A 17,148-nucleotide genomic window follows, 5' to 3' on the forward strand; every position below is an offset into this window, starting at 1 on the left:
TACCGCCGCCCGTGCCTGAGCCGTTACCGCCGCCCGTACCTGAGCCGCTGGTATCGAAGCTTTCGCTGCTTGACTCCCAACTTTGGCGCTCGGCTAATATGGAGCCCGTCAACAGCTGGCCATCATTAAAATCGGCAATAAACTGTAGGTTAGCGCCACTCACCGTAGAGCGGCCATCTAAGCGTTGTTCGACTAAATGATAGCTGTCATCGGCGTAGCGATTTTCTAACACGTCCGATTGATTTTGATAAACAAAGCCACGTAGGGTATATCTATCATTAAATTGATGTGCCATGCCCAATTGAACGGTATGCGCCTCGTAATCATCGACCCGCTCAAATTTAGGATTACGACTCGTAGAACCATCCACCGCTGGCTTGCCCCAGTCACCATCACTCAAATTAACGTTCGCCATCAGCTCGGTACGATCCGATAACCAATAGGTGCCTTGAGCGAACAGGTTATTAACCGTTTTATCTGAGTTTAAACGTGTATCACCGTGTTGCAATGCCGTATCAGGTTGATCGCCAGACACAGGCCAACCATCGGTTTGCTGTCTCGATAACGAAACCAACCCTTGCCACTGCGCCCCTGAACCTGCCATGGTTACATCGCCAGCAAAAGTATCATTGTCGGCCCCCTCGAGGTGTCCCGACAGTAAAGGCGCATTATCGCCCTCTTTAGTACGAATGTTGATCACGCCGCCCGCCCCACCTGGGCCGTACAGCACTGAAGTTGGACCTACCGATACCGTCACCGAGGCGATTTGACTCGCGGGGATCACGCTGGGGTCAAATTGACCATCTTCGGCGCCATTAGCGGGTACCCCATTAATAAGGTAAATAACATGACGCGATTTAAAACCACGAATATCGACACGAGGTGTACCTTGACCACCGACACGCACAAAAACACCCGGTGCATTTTTCAGCACCTGATCGAGACTTTGCACGCCTAGGGCTTGGATTTCATCGGCGCCGATGTGCCAAGTGGTCGTACTCTGTTGCTGTGCCGTCGGCTTATCTCCGGTGACCACAATCACGTCCGACACATCTAAAATAGGGGCTCTGTTTACAGTATCGGCCAACACCATGGGGCTCGTTCCGACGGCAAGAGCAATCAATGACAATTTGATTATTTTTTGATTTTTATACATTTTTTAATTAATACTCTGGGTAAACCAATAGTGCTATTGTTCAATCTAACGCCAGTAGTCTCAAGCATTCAAAAAACAAAAACCAACCTAGATCGACTAATTCGTGCTTTGTCTGCACTTTAGCCATTCACCAAGGGACATTTTGTCCAATGTAAAACCGACTTAAGACAAAAGTACGCAATGTTTTGTCATCATTTAAAGTCGCATGGTAATACATAATATTTGGACAAGTTCACAGCTTAACCCCCTGTAACTTGACAGTCTTTTACCGGCACATTAGGTTGTGGGAAAGATTCTTATTAGCAATACACAATAAGTTTCTGCATTGCATATTTGGCGCTACTGTTGCCATCAAACAAAGATACTTTTCGATAAAGCTGGAGTATTTATTGAGCGTTTTCTCGCTATCCCAAGCTATAGCATCCTTAACTAGCACACTTAAGCAACTCGAGATCCATCAGTATGGTGAGCCGATTATTCAGCTCTCTGTGCCTGTGGCTCCCTTACCCTCTATTGCATGGTTAGCAAGCCAGTCTTGTTACCCCAAGGTGTATTGGCGCGGGCGTGATACCCAAGAAGAGGTCGCGGCCGTTGGATCATGCAAAGACTTTGCGTTTGAAGATGCTGTCGATGACAACCAGCTGTGCGCCGCATATCAGCAGCAACGTGCCCTGTCGAGTAATCCAGAGATCCGCTACTACGGCGGCGTGGCGTTCGACCGCAATACCGATTGCTGGCCAGAATATGGCCGGGCGCACTTTATCTTGCCTCGTATCGAATTACGTCGCAGCGGTAATAACTACAGCCTATTGATTAATCTTAATATAGAGATCAATGACATCGAATGTGAGCGCCAGATAGCGCTCGATGCACTGCAGCAATTATCGCCACCAGTGCCCTTGTCGGCGCCCAATAAAATTCACCTGCTCAGCCGCAGCGATCGCCCTAATCAGCGCCGCTGGCGTGAACTGGTTAATCAGGTCACCCAAGATAAATTTATTCAAGACACCCCAAAAGTAGTGCTATCACGACTTACTCAACTGGAAGTGAACGAAAAGGTTGACCCATGGATGTTGCTCGCCAGCTGGCAAGGACGCAATCAAAACAGTTTTCAATTTGGTTTTCAATTTAGCCCTGACAGCGCCTATATCTCTTGCACGCCTGAACGTTTATACCGCCGACGTCAACGCGAGTTGTTTACCGAGGCCTTAGCCGGTACTACCACTCGTGGCCTCAATGAAGAGGAAGATGCACAACTTGCTAAAGCGCTACTCGATGACTGTAAAAACAGCCATGAAAACCAACTGGTACGCCAACATATTGTTGATGCACTTACCCCATTGAGTAACTATGTCGGCGCCGATGAGCTCGCTAAGGTATTTAAACTTAGCCATATTCAACATCTGCACCGGGCTATCAGAGCCGAGCTCAAACCAGGGGTGAACGATTTTCAGATTTTATTGGCCCTGCATCCCACCCCAGCCGTTGGCGGTTTACCCAGAGACTCGGCGATTAATTTTATTCGCCAGCGTGAGGGCTACACACGCGGTTGGTATGCAGGTGCCTGTGGATACTTCAACAAGTATGAGAGTGAATTTGCCGTGGCCATTCGCAGCGCACTGATTGAACCGGGCAGAATCAATCTTTTTGCTGGAGCTGGTATTGTGGCAGGCTCCGAAGCCGACGCAGAATGGGGCGAACTCGAAAATAAATTGGCGACGATACTTTCGATACTCACCGAAGTGTAAAAATCGCTGACACAAAGTGCACTTAATGCTGGTTTTTGCCTAGTAAAATAGACAGATTACCCCTCCAACGGACGCAGATTATCTGGCTTAATGCAGATAAAAGCGTCAATTGTGCTTGCTCATTGGAGCTAATTCTCTATAATTTGCCGCCCAAATCGATAGACTTCATTGCAGCTGACCACTCTTTGGTAACTTAAGGCTTAAGTAAGAGTCGGTAGAGTGCGTGAGCAAGGTGTCGTCATAAGCGATAAGCTTAAGGCGATACACAATGAATAATTTTTACTATAGCGGGTTCCCTCACCCCGCATTAACCACTAAAAAGGCCACAAGATGTTAATGCTATCTCGCACGCAACTGCAGCGTGCTCTATTACTGTTAGTCAGTTTTCATATTCTGATCATTTCAGCCAGTAACTACTTAGTTCAACTTCCTTTTCAACTATTTGGCTTTCACACCACTTGGGGTGCGTTTAGCTTTCCGTTTGTGTATCTTGCGACCGATTTAACTGTGCGGATTTTCGGTCAGCAGCATGCACGTCAAATCATCCTTAAAGCCATGTTACCGGCATTAGCTATCTCCTATTTTATTGGAGTATTGTTTCATCAAGGTAGCTTTCAAGGAGCGCAGTCGTTAGCCGAATTCAATAGCTTTGTCTTTCGTATCGCCTTTGCCAGCTTTGCCGCTTATTTGGTGGGACAGCTTATGGATATTACCGTATTTGCCAAACTCAGAAGCGCAAAATCATGGTGGATGGCACCAGCGGCATCCACTGTTATAGGTAATCTCATTGATACTTTAGTGTTTTTTAGTGTGGCTTTTTATGCCTCTAGCGATACTTTCATGGCTAGCCACTGGCCAGAAATTGCGACCGTAGATTACGGCTTTAAATTGATAGTCAGTTTAGGCCTGTTCCTGCCAGCCTACGGCGTACTGCTTAAGGTATTGCAAGATCGGATTTTGGCCTCAAAACCACACAGCAAACTGGCCTGACCAGTTATTTTGGGCTATTATCGCGGCACTTTTTTAATCAATTCCAAGTGCCGCTTTGGTGGCATTGTTGTCTGGAGAGCTTAAGATGTACACCACGACGATTGCCCGTCATAGCGAACTAACCGATGACTTATTGCAAACCCTAATCACCCTAGCGCGGCAAGTGCCTGAATTTGATGGTCGTTATACCATTGAAGATTATCGCAGCCGCTTAACCAATAAACCTATGTTGGTACAGCTGGTGAGTGTTGAGGGCGAATTGGCGGGCTTTAAAATAGGTTACAGCGAACAACCAGGCCAGTTTTATAGCTGGCTGGGTGCCGTAATGCCCGAATTTAGACAACTGGGACTGGCCAAAACCTTACTGGCCGATCAAGAGGCTTGGGCAAAAGCACAAGGATTTGATCTCATCGCCGTTAACACCTACAACCAGTTTACCAGCATGCTACAGATGCTGATTAAGCAAGGTTATAAAGTGGTTGGCCTGCAGACAGACAAGGAACAAGTGGATAATAATAAATTGTTTTTAAACAAGTTATTAAATTAAACACAATAAGATTGTTCTTTACACGTAAATAACTTGCCAATCTAAATGATAATGACTATCATTTGCATGTGTTCCAAAGCTCAGTTTAATTAGCACTTCATCTCTGCTTAATGATTGAGTTATATGCTTAACATTGCTCACGTACTTTTTCGCCGGAATATTCTTATTCCGGCTTTTTTTTGCCTGCAATGAGGCGCCCTCAATATTTCACTTAAGCGATAAGCCTTATCGGCCTTTATCCTTAAGTCATAAAAACGGCAGCCCTTGGGCTGCCGTTTTTGGTATCGATAGAGTTTAAGATCTGTTTTTATTATTAATATTGCTGGAAAAATGTAACCCGCCATAAGGAGGGTTTAATTGATCATCTTTAGCCTTATGGTACAAGCCAATGGTAAAGATGGTTCCCTTACCTAAGATTGAACTGACCTCGATGGTGCCACCGATCCGTTTAATAATACCGTAACTGAGCGACAACCCTAAGCCGGTGCCATCTTTACGTGTGGTATAGAAGGGATCAAAAATCCGTCCGAGCTGCTCCTCGGGGATCCCTTTACCCTCATCTTCAATCTCAATTTTAACCCCTATAGGCTCACCCCGTTGCAACCAGTCGTAGGTGCGGATCTTGATACGGCCACGACCGTCCATCGCATGGGCGGCGTTAACCACCATGTTGATCAACACCTGCAGCAACTGAGGTCGATTCACCTCAATGGGATAGCTAGCGTTAAGCTCTTGGATCAACACCACCTCCTGCTGCTGCACCGAATGACGCACCAAAATCAACATCTCTTCGATAATGGGCGTCAGCTGATGCATCTCCAGTGGCGCGTTAAATTCACCGGGACGACTGTACTGCAACAGGCTACGAATAATGGTGCTGATGCGCCCAACCTGTTGGATCACTATCTCAATCTCTTCTTCAACGTCTGCCGCCTGCTCGCCCAGTTCATACTTAAGCAACTCCATATTGCCTAAGATCACCGCTGTCGGATTATTAATCTCATGGGCAATACCGGCAGTCAGCTCACCGAGCGCGGTTAACTTCTCATTGGTTACCAATTGTTGGCGCGTTTCGTTTAGCAGGGCCACGTTACGCTGTAGCTCTTCGGTTTTTTCTTGCAGGCTGCGGGTGCGCTCTTCGACTTTAACTTCTAACTGCTCGGCCGCCGCTTGAATTTGATTATTACGCCGCTGTAGCAGATCGAGCATGCGATCAAATTGCTCTGCCAAATTCGACAGCTCATTATCTTGCTCCAGCCCGAGTGAACCGATACGTAAATTACGCCCAGACTGCACCGCTTTGACCACGTGATGGATCCGCTCTATCGGCAGTAATAAGCTATAGGCGCCGCGGTATACCAGCAAACCTGACACCAGTAATACCAACATTAAGATGGTGCCTAGCTCGATAATGTTAAGCAGGTAATTATGAATAAAGGGCGACTCAGAAAATCCGGTGTAGATCATGCCGATACGTTTGCCACGAATATCGGTCAGCGGCGCATAAGCCGAAATAAACCAGTCGTTATAAACAAAGGCTCTGTCGACCCAGAGCTGGCCATTAACCAAGACTTTTTGGCGCACCTCTTCAGACACCAAGCTACCGAGTGCGCGCCCCTGTTTCTCACTGTTTTGCGGCGAAAAATGCAATGGCACATTGGTGCTGATGCGAGTGTTATCTAAAAAAATCGTCACGGTACCGATAGAGCGCTCTGGCAGCGTGCCTTTGTCGTACACCAAATCACGAATATGGTCGACAATACGCATATCTTGGTTAAGTAAAATACCGCCATCGAGATACCAGCCAACGGTGCCATCGCCACCAACAATGGGTAACAAGCTACGACTGAGCATCCCGCGCTTTTCCACCACCTTACTGGGCTTTTGTGAGCGTGGCGTATCAACGAGCGGGAGCACTGCTGCCGCCTCAAGCTGTTCGCCCAAGCGCGCTAAGCGCTGAGGCGGAAGGACCATGAGCCCAGAAACGGCTTCAGCATTATTGGTTTTGGATAACATCATCCGCAAGTCAGGATCGGCCGCGGCCTCAGCAACGCTAATAAGCCGCAAAAAATCGAGATGCAACGCTGCCTTTTGTTGCCCCAACAAGGCGCTAATCTCATCAGCCACCATGGGAGATTTTGATTCGAGTTGACGGAAGGCGTTTTGAAACTCCCACGACACCATCACCTGTTTGAGCTGATCTTCTTGTTTAGCCTGCACCGCTACCAAGGTATTGCGCGCCACGGTTAGGTCGGCTTTGACCTTCATAAACAGCTGCTTACCTGTATAGCTAATGTTCCAATAAATGGTAATAAACACCAGACTGACCAAGGTCAATAAAATCGGCAGCAAGGTTAACACTAAAATGCGGTAGCGTACTTTGGCTTGCAGTTGTTGCCAGTTAACACCAAACAATCGAGGAAAAAACGCCACGTTAGCTCTCCGCCTCACTCTGATCTGGCTCAAACCACTCTTTATATTTGCGATCTAAAGTTTTTCTTGAGACGCCTAAATCGCGGGCGGCGGCCGATTTATTGCCTTGATGTAGATCCACCACCGATGTAACGTGATGTTTTTCTACTTCTTTTAAGCTCCAGCTCAGCGGATAACCCGCCTCGTTTAACATTTCAGACTTAGGTTGCTGCTTCCAATATTCTGCCGGTGGCTTACCCAGTAAAATACAACGCTCAATCATGTTACGCAGCTCACGAATGTTTCCTGGCCACTCATGCTGCTGTAATTTCAGCATATCCTCATGGCTCCACACCACCTCTTTTACCCCAAGCTCGGCGGCCAGCTGACGAGTAAAATGGTGTGTCAACTCGACCACATCTTCGGGGCGCGAACGTAATGGGGGGATAACGATATCGAGCACATTGAGGCGATAAAATAGATCGCGCCTAAAATTGCCTGCCTCAACCTCATCGGCCAGTTTTCGGTTGGTCGCCGCCAGCACTCGCACATCAATCTTAATCTCTTTTTCACTGCCTACCGGACGGATCGTGCGCTGTTCGAGCACCCGCAATAACGCGGTCTGCATTTTCAGCGGCATCTCGCCTATCTCATCTAAGAAGATGGTGCCGCCAGAGGCAAAACTAAACAGCCCTTCACGGTTGCCTTTAGCCCCGGTAAATGAGCCTGCAGCGTGGCCAAATAGTTCGCTCTCGAGCAGTTCTGGGGCGATGGCACCACAGTTTACGGGTACAAACGGCCCTTGACGACCACTTAAGAGGTGTAGCTGTCTGGCCACCAGCTCTTTACCTGTACCCGACTCACCTTCAATTAAGATCACCGCATTGGTCGGCGCAACGCGCTCAATCACATGCTTCACCTCCATCATGGCATCACTGCTGCCAATAATGGTTGATGACTGACCGATAGAGACTTCGCGGCGCAGCATCAGGTTTTCACGCTTGAGCAAACGACGCTCGATACAGCGATCTACCGCCTTCATCATCTGCTCCAGATGAAACGGCTTCATAATAAAATCGGAGGCGCCAGCGCGCAGTGCCTTTATCGCCACATCCATATCGGCGTAGCCTGTCATAAAGATAATGTCAGACCGACGCTCATTATCGTTTAAGGCTTCATCCCATTCGATCCCCGAACGTCCAGGCAAACGGATATCAACAATTAATAGATCAAAATGACAACGACTGCGTAATTGCTCCGCATCTTCAACACTGCCCGCGGTCTCTACTAAGGCAAATTTCTTCGACAGGGCTTTTTTTAAAAAACTGCGCATTCCAGGCTCATCATCAACGATTAGCACAGATACGGCAGACGGTAACGGTTTCATCTCTTTATTTGGTTGGCTCATATTGTCTTCTTTTGGACATTTTGACACACATTAAATGGATTCTAGCACCAAAGGCCAGCAAATTGGTCACCATGAACCAGGGTTATATGACTTTGGGACATTATGTCTGGTAGAATTTTATCGACCTTGGGATCTGTCTCACACTTTACGGCGAGGTTGCGACAAATTTAATTCAAATTAGGTATTGGCACCTTTTTTGCTGACGAATCACTGTTCTGTAAACAAATACATGTGAAAGCGGCAAGTCACATCTTATTACTATGCCAAGGAGTACTAATGTTAAACCTAAAATCAATCTTCAGTCTGGCCATCATCGCCAGTGCCTTAACCATTTCGCCACTACAAGCACAAGAAGTGATTAAACTGGCGACCACTACCAGCACCGAAAACTCAGGCCTGTTAAAAAACTTGCTGCCAAAATTTGAGGCTGAATCAGGCTATAAAGTACAGGTTATCGCCACGGGTACAGGTAAAGCATTAAAACTAGCCCGCCAAGGTGATGTTGATGTCGTGATGACCCACGCCCCTGCTGCCGAAGCTAAATTTGTTGAAGAAGGCTATGGCATTATGCCTCGTGGCATAATGGAAAACGATTTTGTGATCTTGGGCCCTAAAAATGACCCTGCAAAGATCCGCAGCAGTAAGACAGCAGCTGAAGCCTTTGCTAAAATAGCCGAGTCTGGTGCAACGTTCGTGTCTCGTGGTGATAACTCTGGCACCAACATGAAAGAGCTTATCGTATGGAAAGCCGCAAACGTTGAGCCTAACTTCAGTGGTTATCGCTCAGTTGGTCAAGGCATGGGTAAAACCTTGCTTATGGCTAATGAACTTCAGGCGTACACCTTATCTGACCGCGGCACTTACGTCGCCTATAAGGCCAAGCTTGACCTAGCGATTGATTATGATGGCGGCGCTGCATTAGCCAATCCATATCAAATCGTACTGATTAATCCGGCAAAATACCCCGATCTTAATCACCAAGGTGCTAAGGCATTAAGTGATTGGTTAATCAGCGAAGAAGCACAAAATATGATTAACAGCTACACCGTAAACGGTGAGCAACTATTTAAGGCAACATATAGCGAATGAGTGAAGGCTGGTTAGCCCTTATACAGCAGGCATTAAGCCTGCTGTTTTCATTGGATCCTGATGTTTGGGCCATTGTAAGCGTCTCTTTTTCAGTTTCTTTTGCAGCACTGGCATTCACCCTGCTGCCATCACTGATCTTAGGCTTTCTGCTGGCTTTTGTGCCCTTTCCAGGCCGTTGGTTTGCCACCAATTTAATTCAAACGATTCAGTCAATTCCCACCGTCGTTATCGGTTTACTGGTGTACTTGTTGCTGACTCGCATGGGGCCACTAGGCGATCTCAGGTGGCTGTTTACCCAACCTGGGATGATCCTTGGACAGATGATGATTTGTGCTCCGGTATTAATCGCCATGAGCCAAGCCGCTTTTACCAGTGTAGATAAACGCGCATGGGAAACCTCGCGCACCTTAGGCGCCTCATGGTTACGCTCGGTATGGCAAATTTGCCGAGAATTGAAAGTGCCATTGTTAATGGCTATTGTCGCTGCATTTAGTCGCATTTTGACCGAAGTAGGTTGCTCTATGATGGTGGGCGGCAACATTGCCGGTGTGACGCGTAATATCCCCACCGCTATCGCGCTGGAAACCAGTAAAGGTGATTTCGCTCAAGCCATCGCCTTGGGACTGGTATTACTTATCCTCTCATTAGTACTCAACTTTACCCTGGGGACATTAAGAGGCAAAGCCGAGCCAAGGAGCCACTAATTATGGTAAAAGTGACGGCGAATAATATCGAAATGCGTTTTGGCTCACGCCTATTATATCGCTTTGACAGCCTTAGTATCGCCCAGCAGCAAACCGTGCATCTGCAAGGTGATAATGGCTCAGGTAAAACCACCTTGATGAAACTGTTTGCCGGCTTACAAACCCCAACCAGTGGCCGCATACAGGCCCATGGGTTTTCATCATCGCCTTGGTGGCGCCGCAATCCTTTACTAGGCAAAGCCGTATATTTACATCAACATCCTTACCTATTTGATGGCAGCGTTGCCTACAATCTTAACTATGTACAGCCCTTTTGCGAGCTCTCAACCCAAGAGATACGGCAACGTACAAGTAGCGCTATTGAGATGGCGCAACTGGGGCCACTCATGCAGCAGCAAGCTGCAAGCCTGTCGGGTGGCGAGCGTCAACGTTTGGCAATAGCACGCGCCTGGGTCATGCGGCCTAAATTATTGATGTTAGATGAACCCACCTCTAACATGGACATACTGTCACAACAATTAGTGCTCACTATGATAAGCGACCTCAAAACACAGGGAACGGGAATGCTGATCAGCAGTCACCAAAGCTGTTCACTCACCAGCCTGTGTGAACAAAGCTGGCAGATAGAACAGCAACAAATTATGGCTACCGATGCAGCATCGCCCATTGCGAGACTCAACCAACATAAGCGAGAATTACACTATGTCACAGCAAATTGATGCGGTGATCCTTGCCGGCGGAATGGCAAGACGCATGGGTGGTAATGATAAGGGCCTAGTTGAACTTAATGGCCAACCTATGATTAAACACGCCATTGACAGGATAAAACCTCAAGTTAAGGAGATCGTGATCAACGCAAATCGTAACCAAAATCGTTATGCTGAATTTGGTTACAAGGTATTGAGCGATGAAGACTCTGGGTATCTTGGCCCCTTGGCAGGCATGATCACTGCCCTCGGCCATACTCTAGCAGATTACCTATTAGTGGTGCCTTGCGATTGTCCTTTATTACCTAGGGATTTAGTGGCGAGAATGCTAGCGGCGATCGACGCCCAGCAGGCCGACATGGCAGTGGCCAGTGACGGTAAACGAGAACAACCCGTGGTGTTACTGATCAAACCAGAGCTGCGAAGCTCGATGAAGGCGTTTTTAGATGCTGGCGAGCGTAAAATTGATGTCTGGTACGCCCAACACAACTGCGCGGTTTGCGATTTTTCTGACCAACCCAGTGCCTTCGTCAACGTCAACACACCAGAACAAAAACAACTGTTGTCAGAGGCAATTGCCCAATCAATTTAGAGGTCTACATGAGCATAGCGTTTAATAATCCCCTGTCGATCCCCGTTCTCGGATTTTGTGCCTATAGCGGTACAGGGAAAACCACCTTGCTGAAAAAGCTGATCCCTGAACTTAATCGTCGCGGGATCCGTCTAGCGGTAATTAAGCACGCTCATCACGATTTCGACATCGATACTCCCGGTAAAGACAGTTACGAAATGCGCAAGGCCGGGGCGCGGCAAATGCTGGTGGCCTCTCACGTACGCTGGGCCTTGATGACTGAAGATTTAGTGGATGACGCCCCCGAATTACCGCACCTGCTTAAGCAGATTGAACAAGATAAGATAGATATCGTCTTGGTCGAAGGCTTTAAAAAATTAACCTTACCTAAAATTGAGCTGCACCGCGCCGCTCACGGTAAACCCTTTATCCATACCCACGACACTAACATTCAAGCGATCGCCTGTTGTGATGACACTCAGCTGCCGTCAGAACTGCGGCGACTCGATATCAATAATGTCGCACAGATCGCCGATTTTGTTATCCAGTATGCAAAAAACTGGACACCGTCAACCACCCAGGTTCCGCTTCAAGCCGCGCCAGAGTGTGGCTGCGAAATGGACAGCAGCAACAGCTTATCCGTCAGACAAGGCGTGGATAATATCCTCTCTTTCGTTAAGCCCGTGACGCAAATCGAGTCTGTAGCCCTCGATGATTGCAGCAATCGGGTATTGGCCGAAGATGCCATTTCGCCGGTGGATGTACCGCAGCAGACCAACTCGGCAATGGACGGTTACGCTTTTAAATATAGCGACCCTATGTTGAGCCAATATCAGATTGTCGCCGATGTGATGGCAGGACACAGTTATCAAGGCCGCTTAAATGACGGTGAAGCTGTGCGTATTATGACTGGAGCCCCTGTACCAGAGGGCGCTGACACTGTACAGATGAAAGAGTTGGCCGATGATCAAGGTGATAAGGTAAGCTTTAGCGGTAATATCACCTTAGGGCAACACGTACGTCAAGCTGGTGAAGATATTGCCAAGGGTCGCACGGCTCTGGCCGCTGGGCACCGCCTACAAGCGGCCCATCAAGGCATGCTAGCGTCATTAGGTTTTGGCCAGCTGGCAGTGCACCGCAAACCCCGAGTCGCGGTTTTTTCTACCGGAGATGAGGTCTGCCAGCCTGGTGAGCCACTAAAGCCCAATTGCATCTACGACGCTAACCGCTTCACCATTAAATCTATGCTGAAACAGCTAGGCTGTGAGGTGATAGACCTCGGGATCATTCACGATTCAGAAGCGGCCTTGGTGGAAGCGCTGCAAGGCGCGGCGCAACAGGCCGATGCCGTGATAAGCTCTGGCGGCGTGTCAGTCGGAGATGCGGACTTTATCAAATTAGCCTTAGCCAAAGTAGGCCAAATTAATTTTTGGCGTATCAATATGCGCCCAGGTCGACCACTGGCCTTTGGTCAAATTGGCGACTGCCTATTCTTTGGGTTACCCGGCAATCCGGTGGCCGTGATGGTCTCTTTCATGCAGTTTGTCCAACCTGCACTGCGCAAATTAGCCGGCGAGTCCGCATGGGCCCCCACACTGCTACCCGCCATCGCCGATTGTCAGCTTCGCAGCCGTATCGGACGCACCGAATTTAGCCGCGGCGTGTATCACTTGGGCGCCGACGGCAAACTGCATGTCAGCAGCACGGGAGCTCAAGGCTCAGGGATGCTCAGCTCTATGCTCAAGGGCAACTGCCTTATCGTCATCGGCGAACAGGATGAACAACTCGTCCCAGGCGACACTGTGTATATTCAGCCTTTTGCCGACCTGTTATAAGCGGTCATTATTTTAGCCGGGCCAGTGGCTATCCACCACACCACTGGCCGTTGTAGGTGAGCTTGTATGAGTTTGATTGTCGATACCTTTGGCCGCACCGTTGAATATTTACGCCTTTCAGTCACGGACAGATGTGATTTTCGCTGCGTCTACTGCATGAGCGAAGATCCCTGCTTTCTCGATAGAGAGCAGGTGCTGAGCCTCGAAGAGTTGGCCTGGATTGGCCAAGCCTTTACCGAACTTGGGGTCAAAAAAATTCGTCTCACGGGCGGCGAGCCTTTAGTGAGAAGCGATTGCGATCAGTTGGTGAGCCTGCTGGGTAAATTACCCGGCCTGCAAGAGCTGTCGATGACCACCAATGGCTCAAGGCTGACTAAGTTTGCCGACAAGATGCATCAATCTGGCTTAAATCGACTCAATATCAGCCTCGACACCCTTAAACCTGAACGTTTTACTGAGCTGACGCGCAAGGGAAAACTGGATCGGGTGATCGCGGGCATCGATGCGGCTAAGGCGGCAGGCTTTAAGCGAATCAAGGTCAATGCGGTGATCCTGCGAGGCCAAAATGATGATGAGGTGCTCGACTTAATCGAGTTTTGCCGCGCGCGCGAACTGGATATCGCCTTTATCGAAGAGATGCCTTTGGGCATTATCGACGAACGTAAACAGAGCCGTCATTGCAGCAGTGACGAGGTGAAAGCCATCATAGAGCAGCGTTACCCGCTGATGCTGTCTAACAAACGTACCGGCGGGCCGGCGCGCTATTACACCATGGCAGGCAGTGCTATCCATGTGGGCTTTATCTCACCACACAGCAATAACTTTTGCCATGAGTGTAACCGAGTGAGGGTGACGGTTGAGGGGCGTTTACTGCTGTGTTTAGGCAATGAAAACTCGGTCGACCTCAAGGCGATAGTACGTCAATACCCTGGAGATATAAGCCGGCTAAAGCAGGCGATTATCGCTGCCATTAAGCTCAAACCTAAAGAACATCATTTTGGCGGCGAGGATGAGACGCAAATCCTGCGTTTTATGAATACCACCGGCGGCTAATGACCCGCTTAAGATAATGCCCTAGCGCTTTTTCGATGATAAACTCATTATCAGTATCGATAACTATTGAGTTAAAGCAACGATGGCATTATCTCGTAAAAAGTGGAATAACATCATTATCTTCGCCTCGGTGGCTATGGTGGCAATTCTCACCTTTTTAGACCGTGAGACCCCTTCACTCCCCGATGACGCTCAGCCGCTATTTGATAAAGCCGCGCCGTTACATCAATTGCAATATGATGATGTGTGGTTGAGCCAAGGTGGATTTTCATGGCAATGTGCACCGCAGATCCTCAATTGCAGTCAGTGGAGCGATGCCTGGAGCACGATTTTAGTCTCACCTATCAACAAACTGATCCCGCCAGAATCGCCCCCCCATGAACTGGTGATTCAAATTACCAATATTGCCACGCCGCAGGTGTGGATCATCTATCCCGAAGAGGGCCTGTTAAAATCGCCCGCGGGCAATTGGTATCAGATTCCTCCCAGTTTACGTGGCGCACTGGTGCCCATCATCAACGCTAGCCCAAAATAGAGAATACCATGCCTGAATTACCCGAAGTGGAAGTGACTCGCCAAGGCATTACGCCGCACCTTATCGACCAGCAGGTTACCGCACTCATTGTACGTAACCCGTCGCTACGTTGGCCCGTGCCAGATATTGCCCAGCAAATTGTGGGGCAGACCATACGCCATATCCGTCGCCGCGCCAAATACCTGCTAATCGACACCGACGCTGGCACCACGATTGTGCACTTAGGGATGTCTGGCAGCTTAAGGATCGTATCTCGCTCGACCAAGGTTGAAAAACATGATCATATCGACTTAGTCATGGCCAGCGGCAAAATATTACGTTTTAACGATCCAAGGCGTTTCGGCGCTTGGCTATGGTGTGAGCTGCCTGAAGCTGCGCACCCTTTATTGTCCAAACTTGGCCCCGAGCCACTACAAAGCGAATTTAATGTCGATTATTTAGCGCACGCCTTGGCGGGTAAGAAAAAGGCGATAAAACTGTGCCTAATGGATAATCATATCGTGGTGGGAGTCGGTAATATTTATGCCAATGAAGCCCTATTTGCCGCTGGTATTCATCCGCAAACCGAAGCTGGGCGAATCGATAATGAACGCCTGACACTGCTGGTAGCTGAGGTGAAACAGATCCTCGCCAATGCCATTAAACAGGGTGGCACCACACTCAAAGATTTTACCAATGCCGAGGGTAAACCCGGTTATTTCGCCCAAAAATTGCATGTGTATGGTCGCGGGGGTGATACCTGTACCCAATGCGGTAACCTGTTAAGCGAGATTAAATTAGGCCAAAGAGCCACGGTCTTTTGTGGTTTGTGCCAGCGCCGTTAGGACGAAACACAAAAAAGGCTGACACACTGTCAGCCTTTTTATTACCACCAGCAACCTAGATTAAAAACGATACTCATAGGTGCCAAATAAAGTCGCATTGGTGTCGTTGTCGGCGCTCTCAAACTTCGACTGTGATACTGTCCCCCCGACACTCATCATGCCTTGCCAAAGGGGTAAACGATAGCTTAACTCCAGCATGAGTAGATCTTCTTTGGGCGGCTGCGGCGCCCACTCACCACCACGGTTAACACCGTCATTGTTAAGCTGAGCGTAACGTACTACCGACGTTAAACCATGACTATTGGCAAATTGACCAATCAAGCCAAGTACATAAACCTTGGCATCGCTATCATAAGTACTGCCTAATGAACGGCCGTAGTAACGTGAGCCACTTTGGTAAGTGCTATGTTCATAAAAGCAGTTAAATGCATTTTGATTTTCCCCGCAGGCGACCATGGTATCTGAATACTCAAAAAACAGCTTATATTGCTGATGGTCGAAATCGAGGCGGCTATCGACACCCAGTAGCTTGGCACAATCGGCTAAGTCCCACGGCATCGGGCCGCTAGAATCTTCGCAGGTACGCTCTAAATAGATGCCCACGGGAATATCAAACCAGGTGTCGGCATAACGAATATCGAAACCAGCCATTTGGTTGCCTGCTTTAGACTGCAACGCAGGATCGCAACTTGATTCACCATTGATACAGGTGGTATTGCCGGCAATCGTATCCCATAGGGTGGACAAACCACACTCTTGCCCCTCACCACAAAACATGGTCGTCCACGACAGGCCCATCTCGAGTTGGCGCAGCGGCCTAATGGTTCCGCGTAGATTCCATAATAAGGGGTTAGCAATCGCCCGCTCCTCTTCGAGCTCACTAATGCCGGTCGTGAAAGTCCATGGGCCAATCCATGATAACCAAGGCGTTTCAAATGCCGCGGCGTTATTACGACTGATCATCACCGAAGGGACGGGGCGAGCATTGTTTGACTTGTGCAACGCCGAGTCAAACCCTGGTCCCCACCACTGCCCTAGGGCACCGACGGTGACCATCCAGTTGCCAAACGCCATAGCAGCATAACTACCATCGAGACGAAACTCCTCTTCATCGAGTGGATCAAGAGTGGCGGTTGCGGCAAGTTTAAAGGCAAAACGCTCGCCCATATATTCATGGCTCGCCTGTAACTCAGCCTCTTCACGATAATCAGAGCCAAAGTGTTGGAACCTAGCGGCATCAGTGGCTGCCATCGCTTTGATGCTGGTGTTACCCCGGTTACCTACGGCGTTATTGTAATAAAAATTAACCCGCGTAAATGCATCCGCTAAGGCAGGACTCAACTTAGAGGGTTCGATTTTCTTCAAATCGACGCCAATCCCTGACCACATAAGCGGATAAGTATTAACCGGTACCGTTATCACCCCAGCATCGGCCAGCGCCTGAATATCGGCACGCAGGTAAATATCCGACACATCCACCCAAGGCGCACTGTGCACAACGGAGGCAAATAGCAGGCTGGTCGCAACCGCGGACGCGGCGAAATAAGCTTTGAGTTTATCGATTATCAT

Annotated in this window: 15 protein-coding genes; 11 read left to right on the forward strand and 4 right to left on the reverse strand. The window is 48.7% G+C overall.

Annotated features, from left to right (window positions below; translation table 11 throughout):
* Positions 1–1,156: TonB-dependent receptor (locus DVO77_RS17530; protein WP_162924218.1), on the reverse strand; the 1,156-nt coding region annotated here is incomplete at its 3' end.
* A gap of 389 nt (positions 1,157–1,545) precedes the next feature.
* Here DVO77_RS17530 and DVO77_RS17535 point away from each other — a divergent pair.
* The 3 genes from DVO77_RS17535 to DVO77_RS17545 all read left to right on the forward strand — a co-directional run bounded on the left by DVO77_RS17535 (position 1,546) and on the right by DVO77_RS17545 (position 4,441).
* A complete protein-coding gene (locus DVO77_RS17535) occupies positions 1,546–2,904 on the forward strand; it encodes an isochorismate synthase (protein ID WP_119979215.1) in 1,359 nt (452 codons plus the stop codon).
* A gap of 330 nt (positions 2,905–3,234) precedes the next feature.
* Complete coding sequence (locus DVO77_RS17540) at positions 3,235–3,894, forward strand: 7-cyano-7-deazaguanine/7-aminomethyl-7-deazaguanine transporter (protein WP_119979216.1); 660 nt, start codon at positions 3,235–3,237, stop codon at positions 3,892–3,894.
* Positions 3,895–3,979: 85 nt separating this feature from the next.
* Positions 3,980–4,441 (forward strand): GNAT family N-acetyltransferase, encoded by a 462-nt coding sequence (locus DVO77_RS17545; RefSeq protein WP_119979217.1) that lies wholly within the window; start codon positions 3,980–3,982, stop codon positions 4,439–4,441.
* A 294-nt stretch (positions 4,442–4,735) separates the two neighbouring features.
* Here DVO77_RS17545 and DVO77_RS17550 read toward each other — a convergent pair whose 3' ends face one another.
* Positions 4,736–6,874, reverse strand: coding sequence for a sensor histidine kinase (locus DVO77_RS17550; protein WP_119979218.1), 2,139 nt, complete (start codon positions 6,872–6,874; stop codon positions 4,736–4,738).
* Position 6,875: 1 nt separating this feature from the next.
* A complete protein-coding gene (locus DVO77_RS17555; RefSeq protein ID WP_119979219.1) occupies positions 6,876–8,261 on the reverse strand; it encodes a sigma-54-dependent transcriptional regulator in 1,386 nt (461 codons plus the stop codon).
* A gap of 276 nt (positions 8,262–8,537) precedes the next feature.
* Between DVO77_RS17555 and DVO77_RS17560 the strand changes: the two genes are divergently transcribed.
* From DVO77_RS17560 to mutM, 8 genes are all read left to right on the forward strand, one after another.
* A complete protein-coding gene (locus tag DVO77_RS17560; RefSeq protein WP_110458379.1) occupies positions 8,538–9,350 on the forward strand; it encodes an ABC transporter substrate-binding protein in 813 nt (270 codons plus the stop codon).
* Positions 9,347–10,054 carry an ABC transporter permease gene (locus DVO77_RS17565; protein WP_110458380.1) on the forward strand — a complete coding sequence of 236 codons (708 nt, stop codon included), beginning with the start codon at positions 9,347–9,349 and terminating at the stop codon, positions 10,052–10,054. The genes DVO77_RS17560 and DVO77_RS17565 overlap by 4 nt, the downstream gene beginning before the upstream one ends.
* Positions 10,055–10,056: 2 nt before the next feature.
* On the forward strand, positions 10,057–10,773 hold the full coding sequence (locus tag DVO77_RS17570) for an ATP-binding cassette domain-containing protein (protein ID WP_119979220.1): 717 nt from the start codon (positions 10,057–10,059) through the stop codon (positions 10,771–10,773).
* Entirely contained in the window at positions 10,757–11,353 is a 597-nt protein-coding gene (mobA, locus tag DVO77_RS17575) for a molybdenum cofactor guanylyltransferase MobA (protein WP_110458382.1), read from the forward strand. Before DVO77_RS17570 ends, mobA begins: the two co-directional genes overlap by 17 nt.
* Positions 11,354–11,361: 8 nt before the next feature.
* The gene (locus DVO77_RS17580; protein ID WP_119979221.1) at positions 11,362–13,167 is read left to right on the forward strand and encodes a bifunctional molybdopterin-guanine dinucleotide biosynthesis adaptor protein MobB/molybdopterin molybdotransferase MoeA; all 1,806 of its coding nucleotides are present in this window, start codon (positions 11,362–11,364) and stop codon (positions 13,165–13,167) included.
* A gap of 66 nt (positions 13,168–13,233) precedes the next feature.
* The gene (gene moaA / locus DVO77_RS17585) at positions 13,234–14,220 is read left to right on the forward strand and encodes a GTP 3',8-cyclase MoaA (protein ID WP_119979222.1); all 987 of its coding nucleotides are present in this window, start codon (positions 13,234–13,236) and stop codon (positions 14,218–14,220) included.
* Between the two features lie 82 nt (positions 14,221–14,302).
* Positions 14,303–14,755 (forward strand): hypothetical protein, encoded by a 453-nt coding sequence (locus tag DVO77_RS17590; RefSeq protein WP_119979223.1) that lies wholly within the window; start codon positions 14,303–14,305, stop codon positions 14,753–14,755.
* An 8-nt stretch (positions 14,756–14,763) separates the two neighbouring features.
* Positions 14,764–15,579 carry a bifunctional DNA-formamidopyrimidine glycosylase/DNA-(apurinic or apyrimidinic site) lyase gene (gene mutM, locus DVO77_RS17595; RefSeq protein WP_119979224.1) on the forward strand — a complete coding sequence of 272 codons (816 nt, stop codon included), beginning with the start codon at positions 14,764–14,766 and terminating at the stop codon, positions 15,577–15,579.
* A gap of 60 nt (positions 15,580–15,639) precedes the next feature.
* On the opposite strand, the gene DVO77_RS17600 is transcribed toward mutM, so the two are convergent.
* Complete coding sequence (locus DVO77_RS17600; RefSeq protein ID WP_110458387.1) at positions 15,640–17,148, reverse strand: capsule assembly Wzi family protein; 1,509 nt, start codon at positions 17,146–17,148, stop codon at positions 15,640–15,642.

Origin of the sequence: Shewanella algidipiscicola, assembly GCF_003605125.1 — a bacterium.
Classification (GTDB): domain Bacteria; phylum Pseudomonadota; class Gammaproteobacteria; order Enterobacterales; family Shewanellaceae; genus Shewanella; species Shewanella algidipiscicola.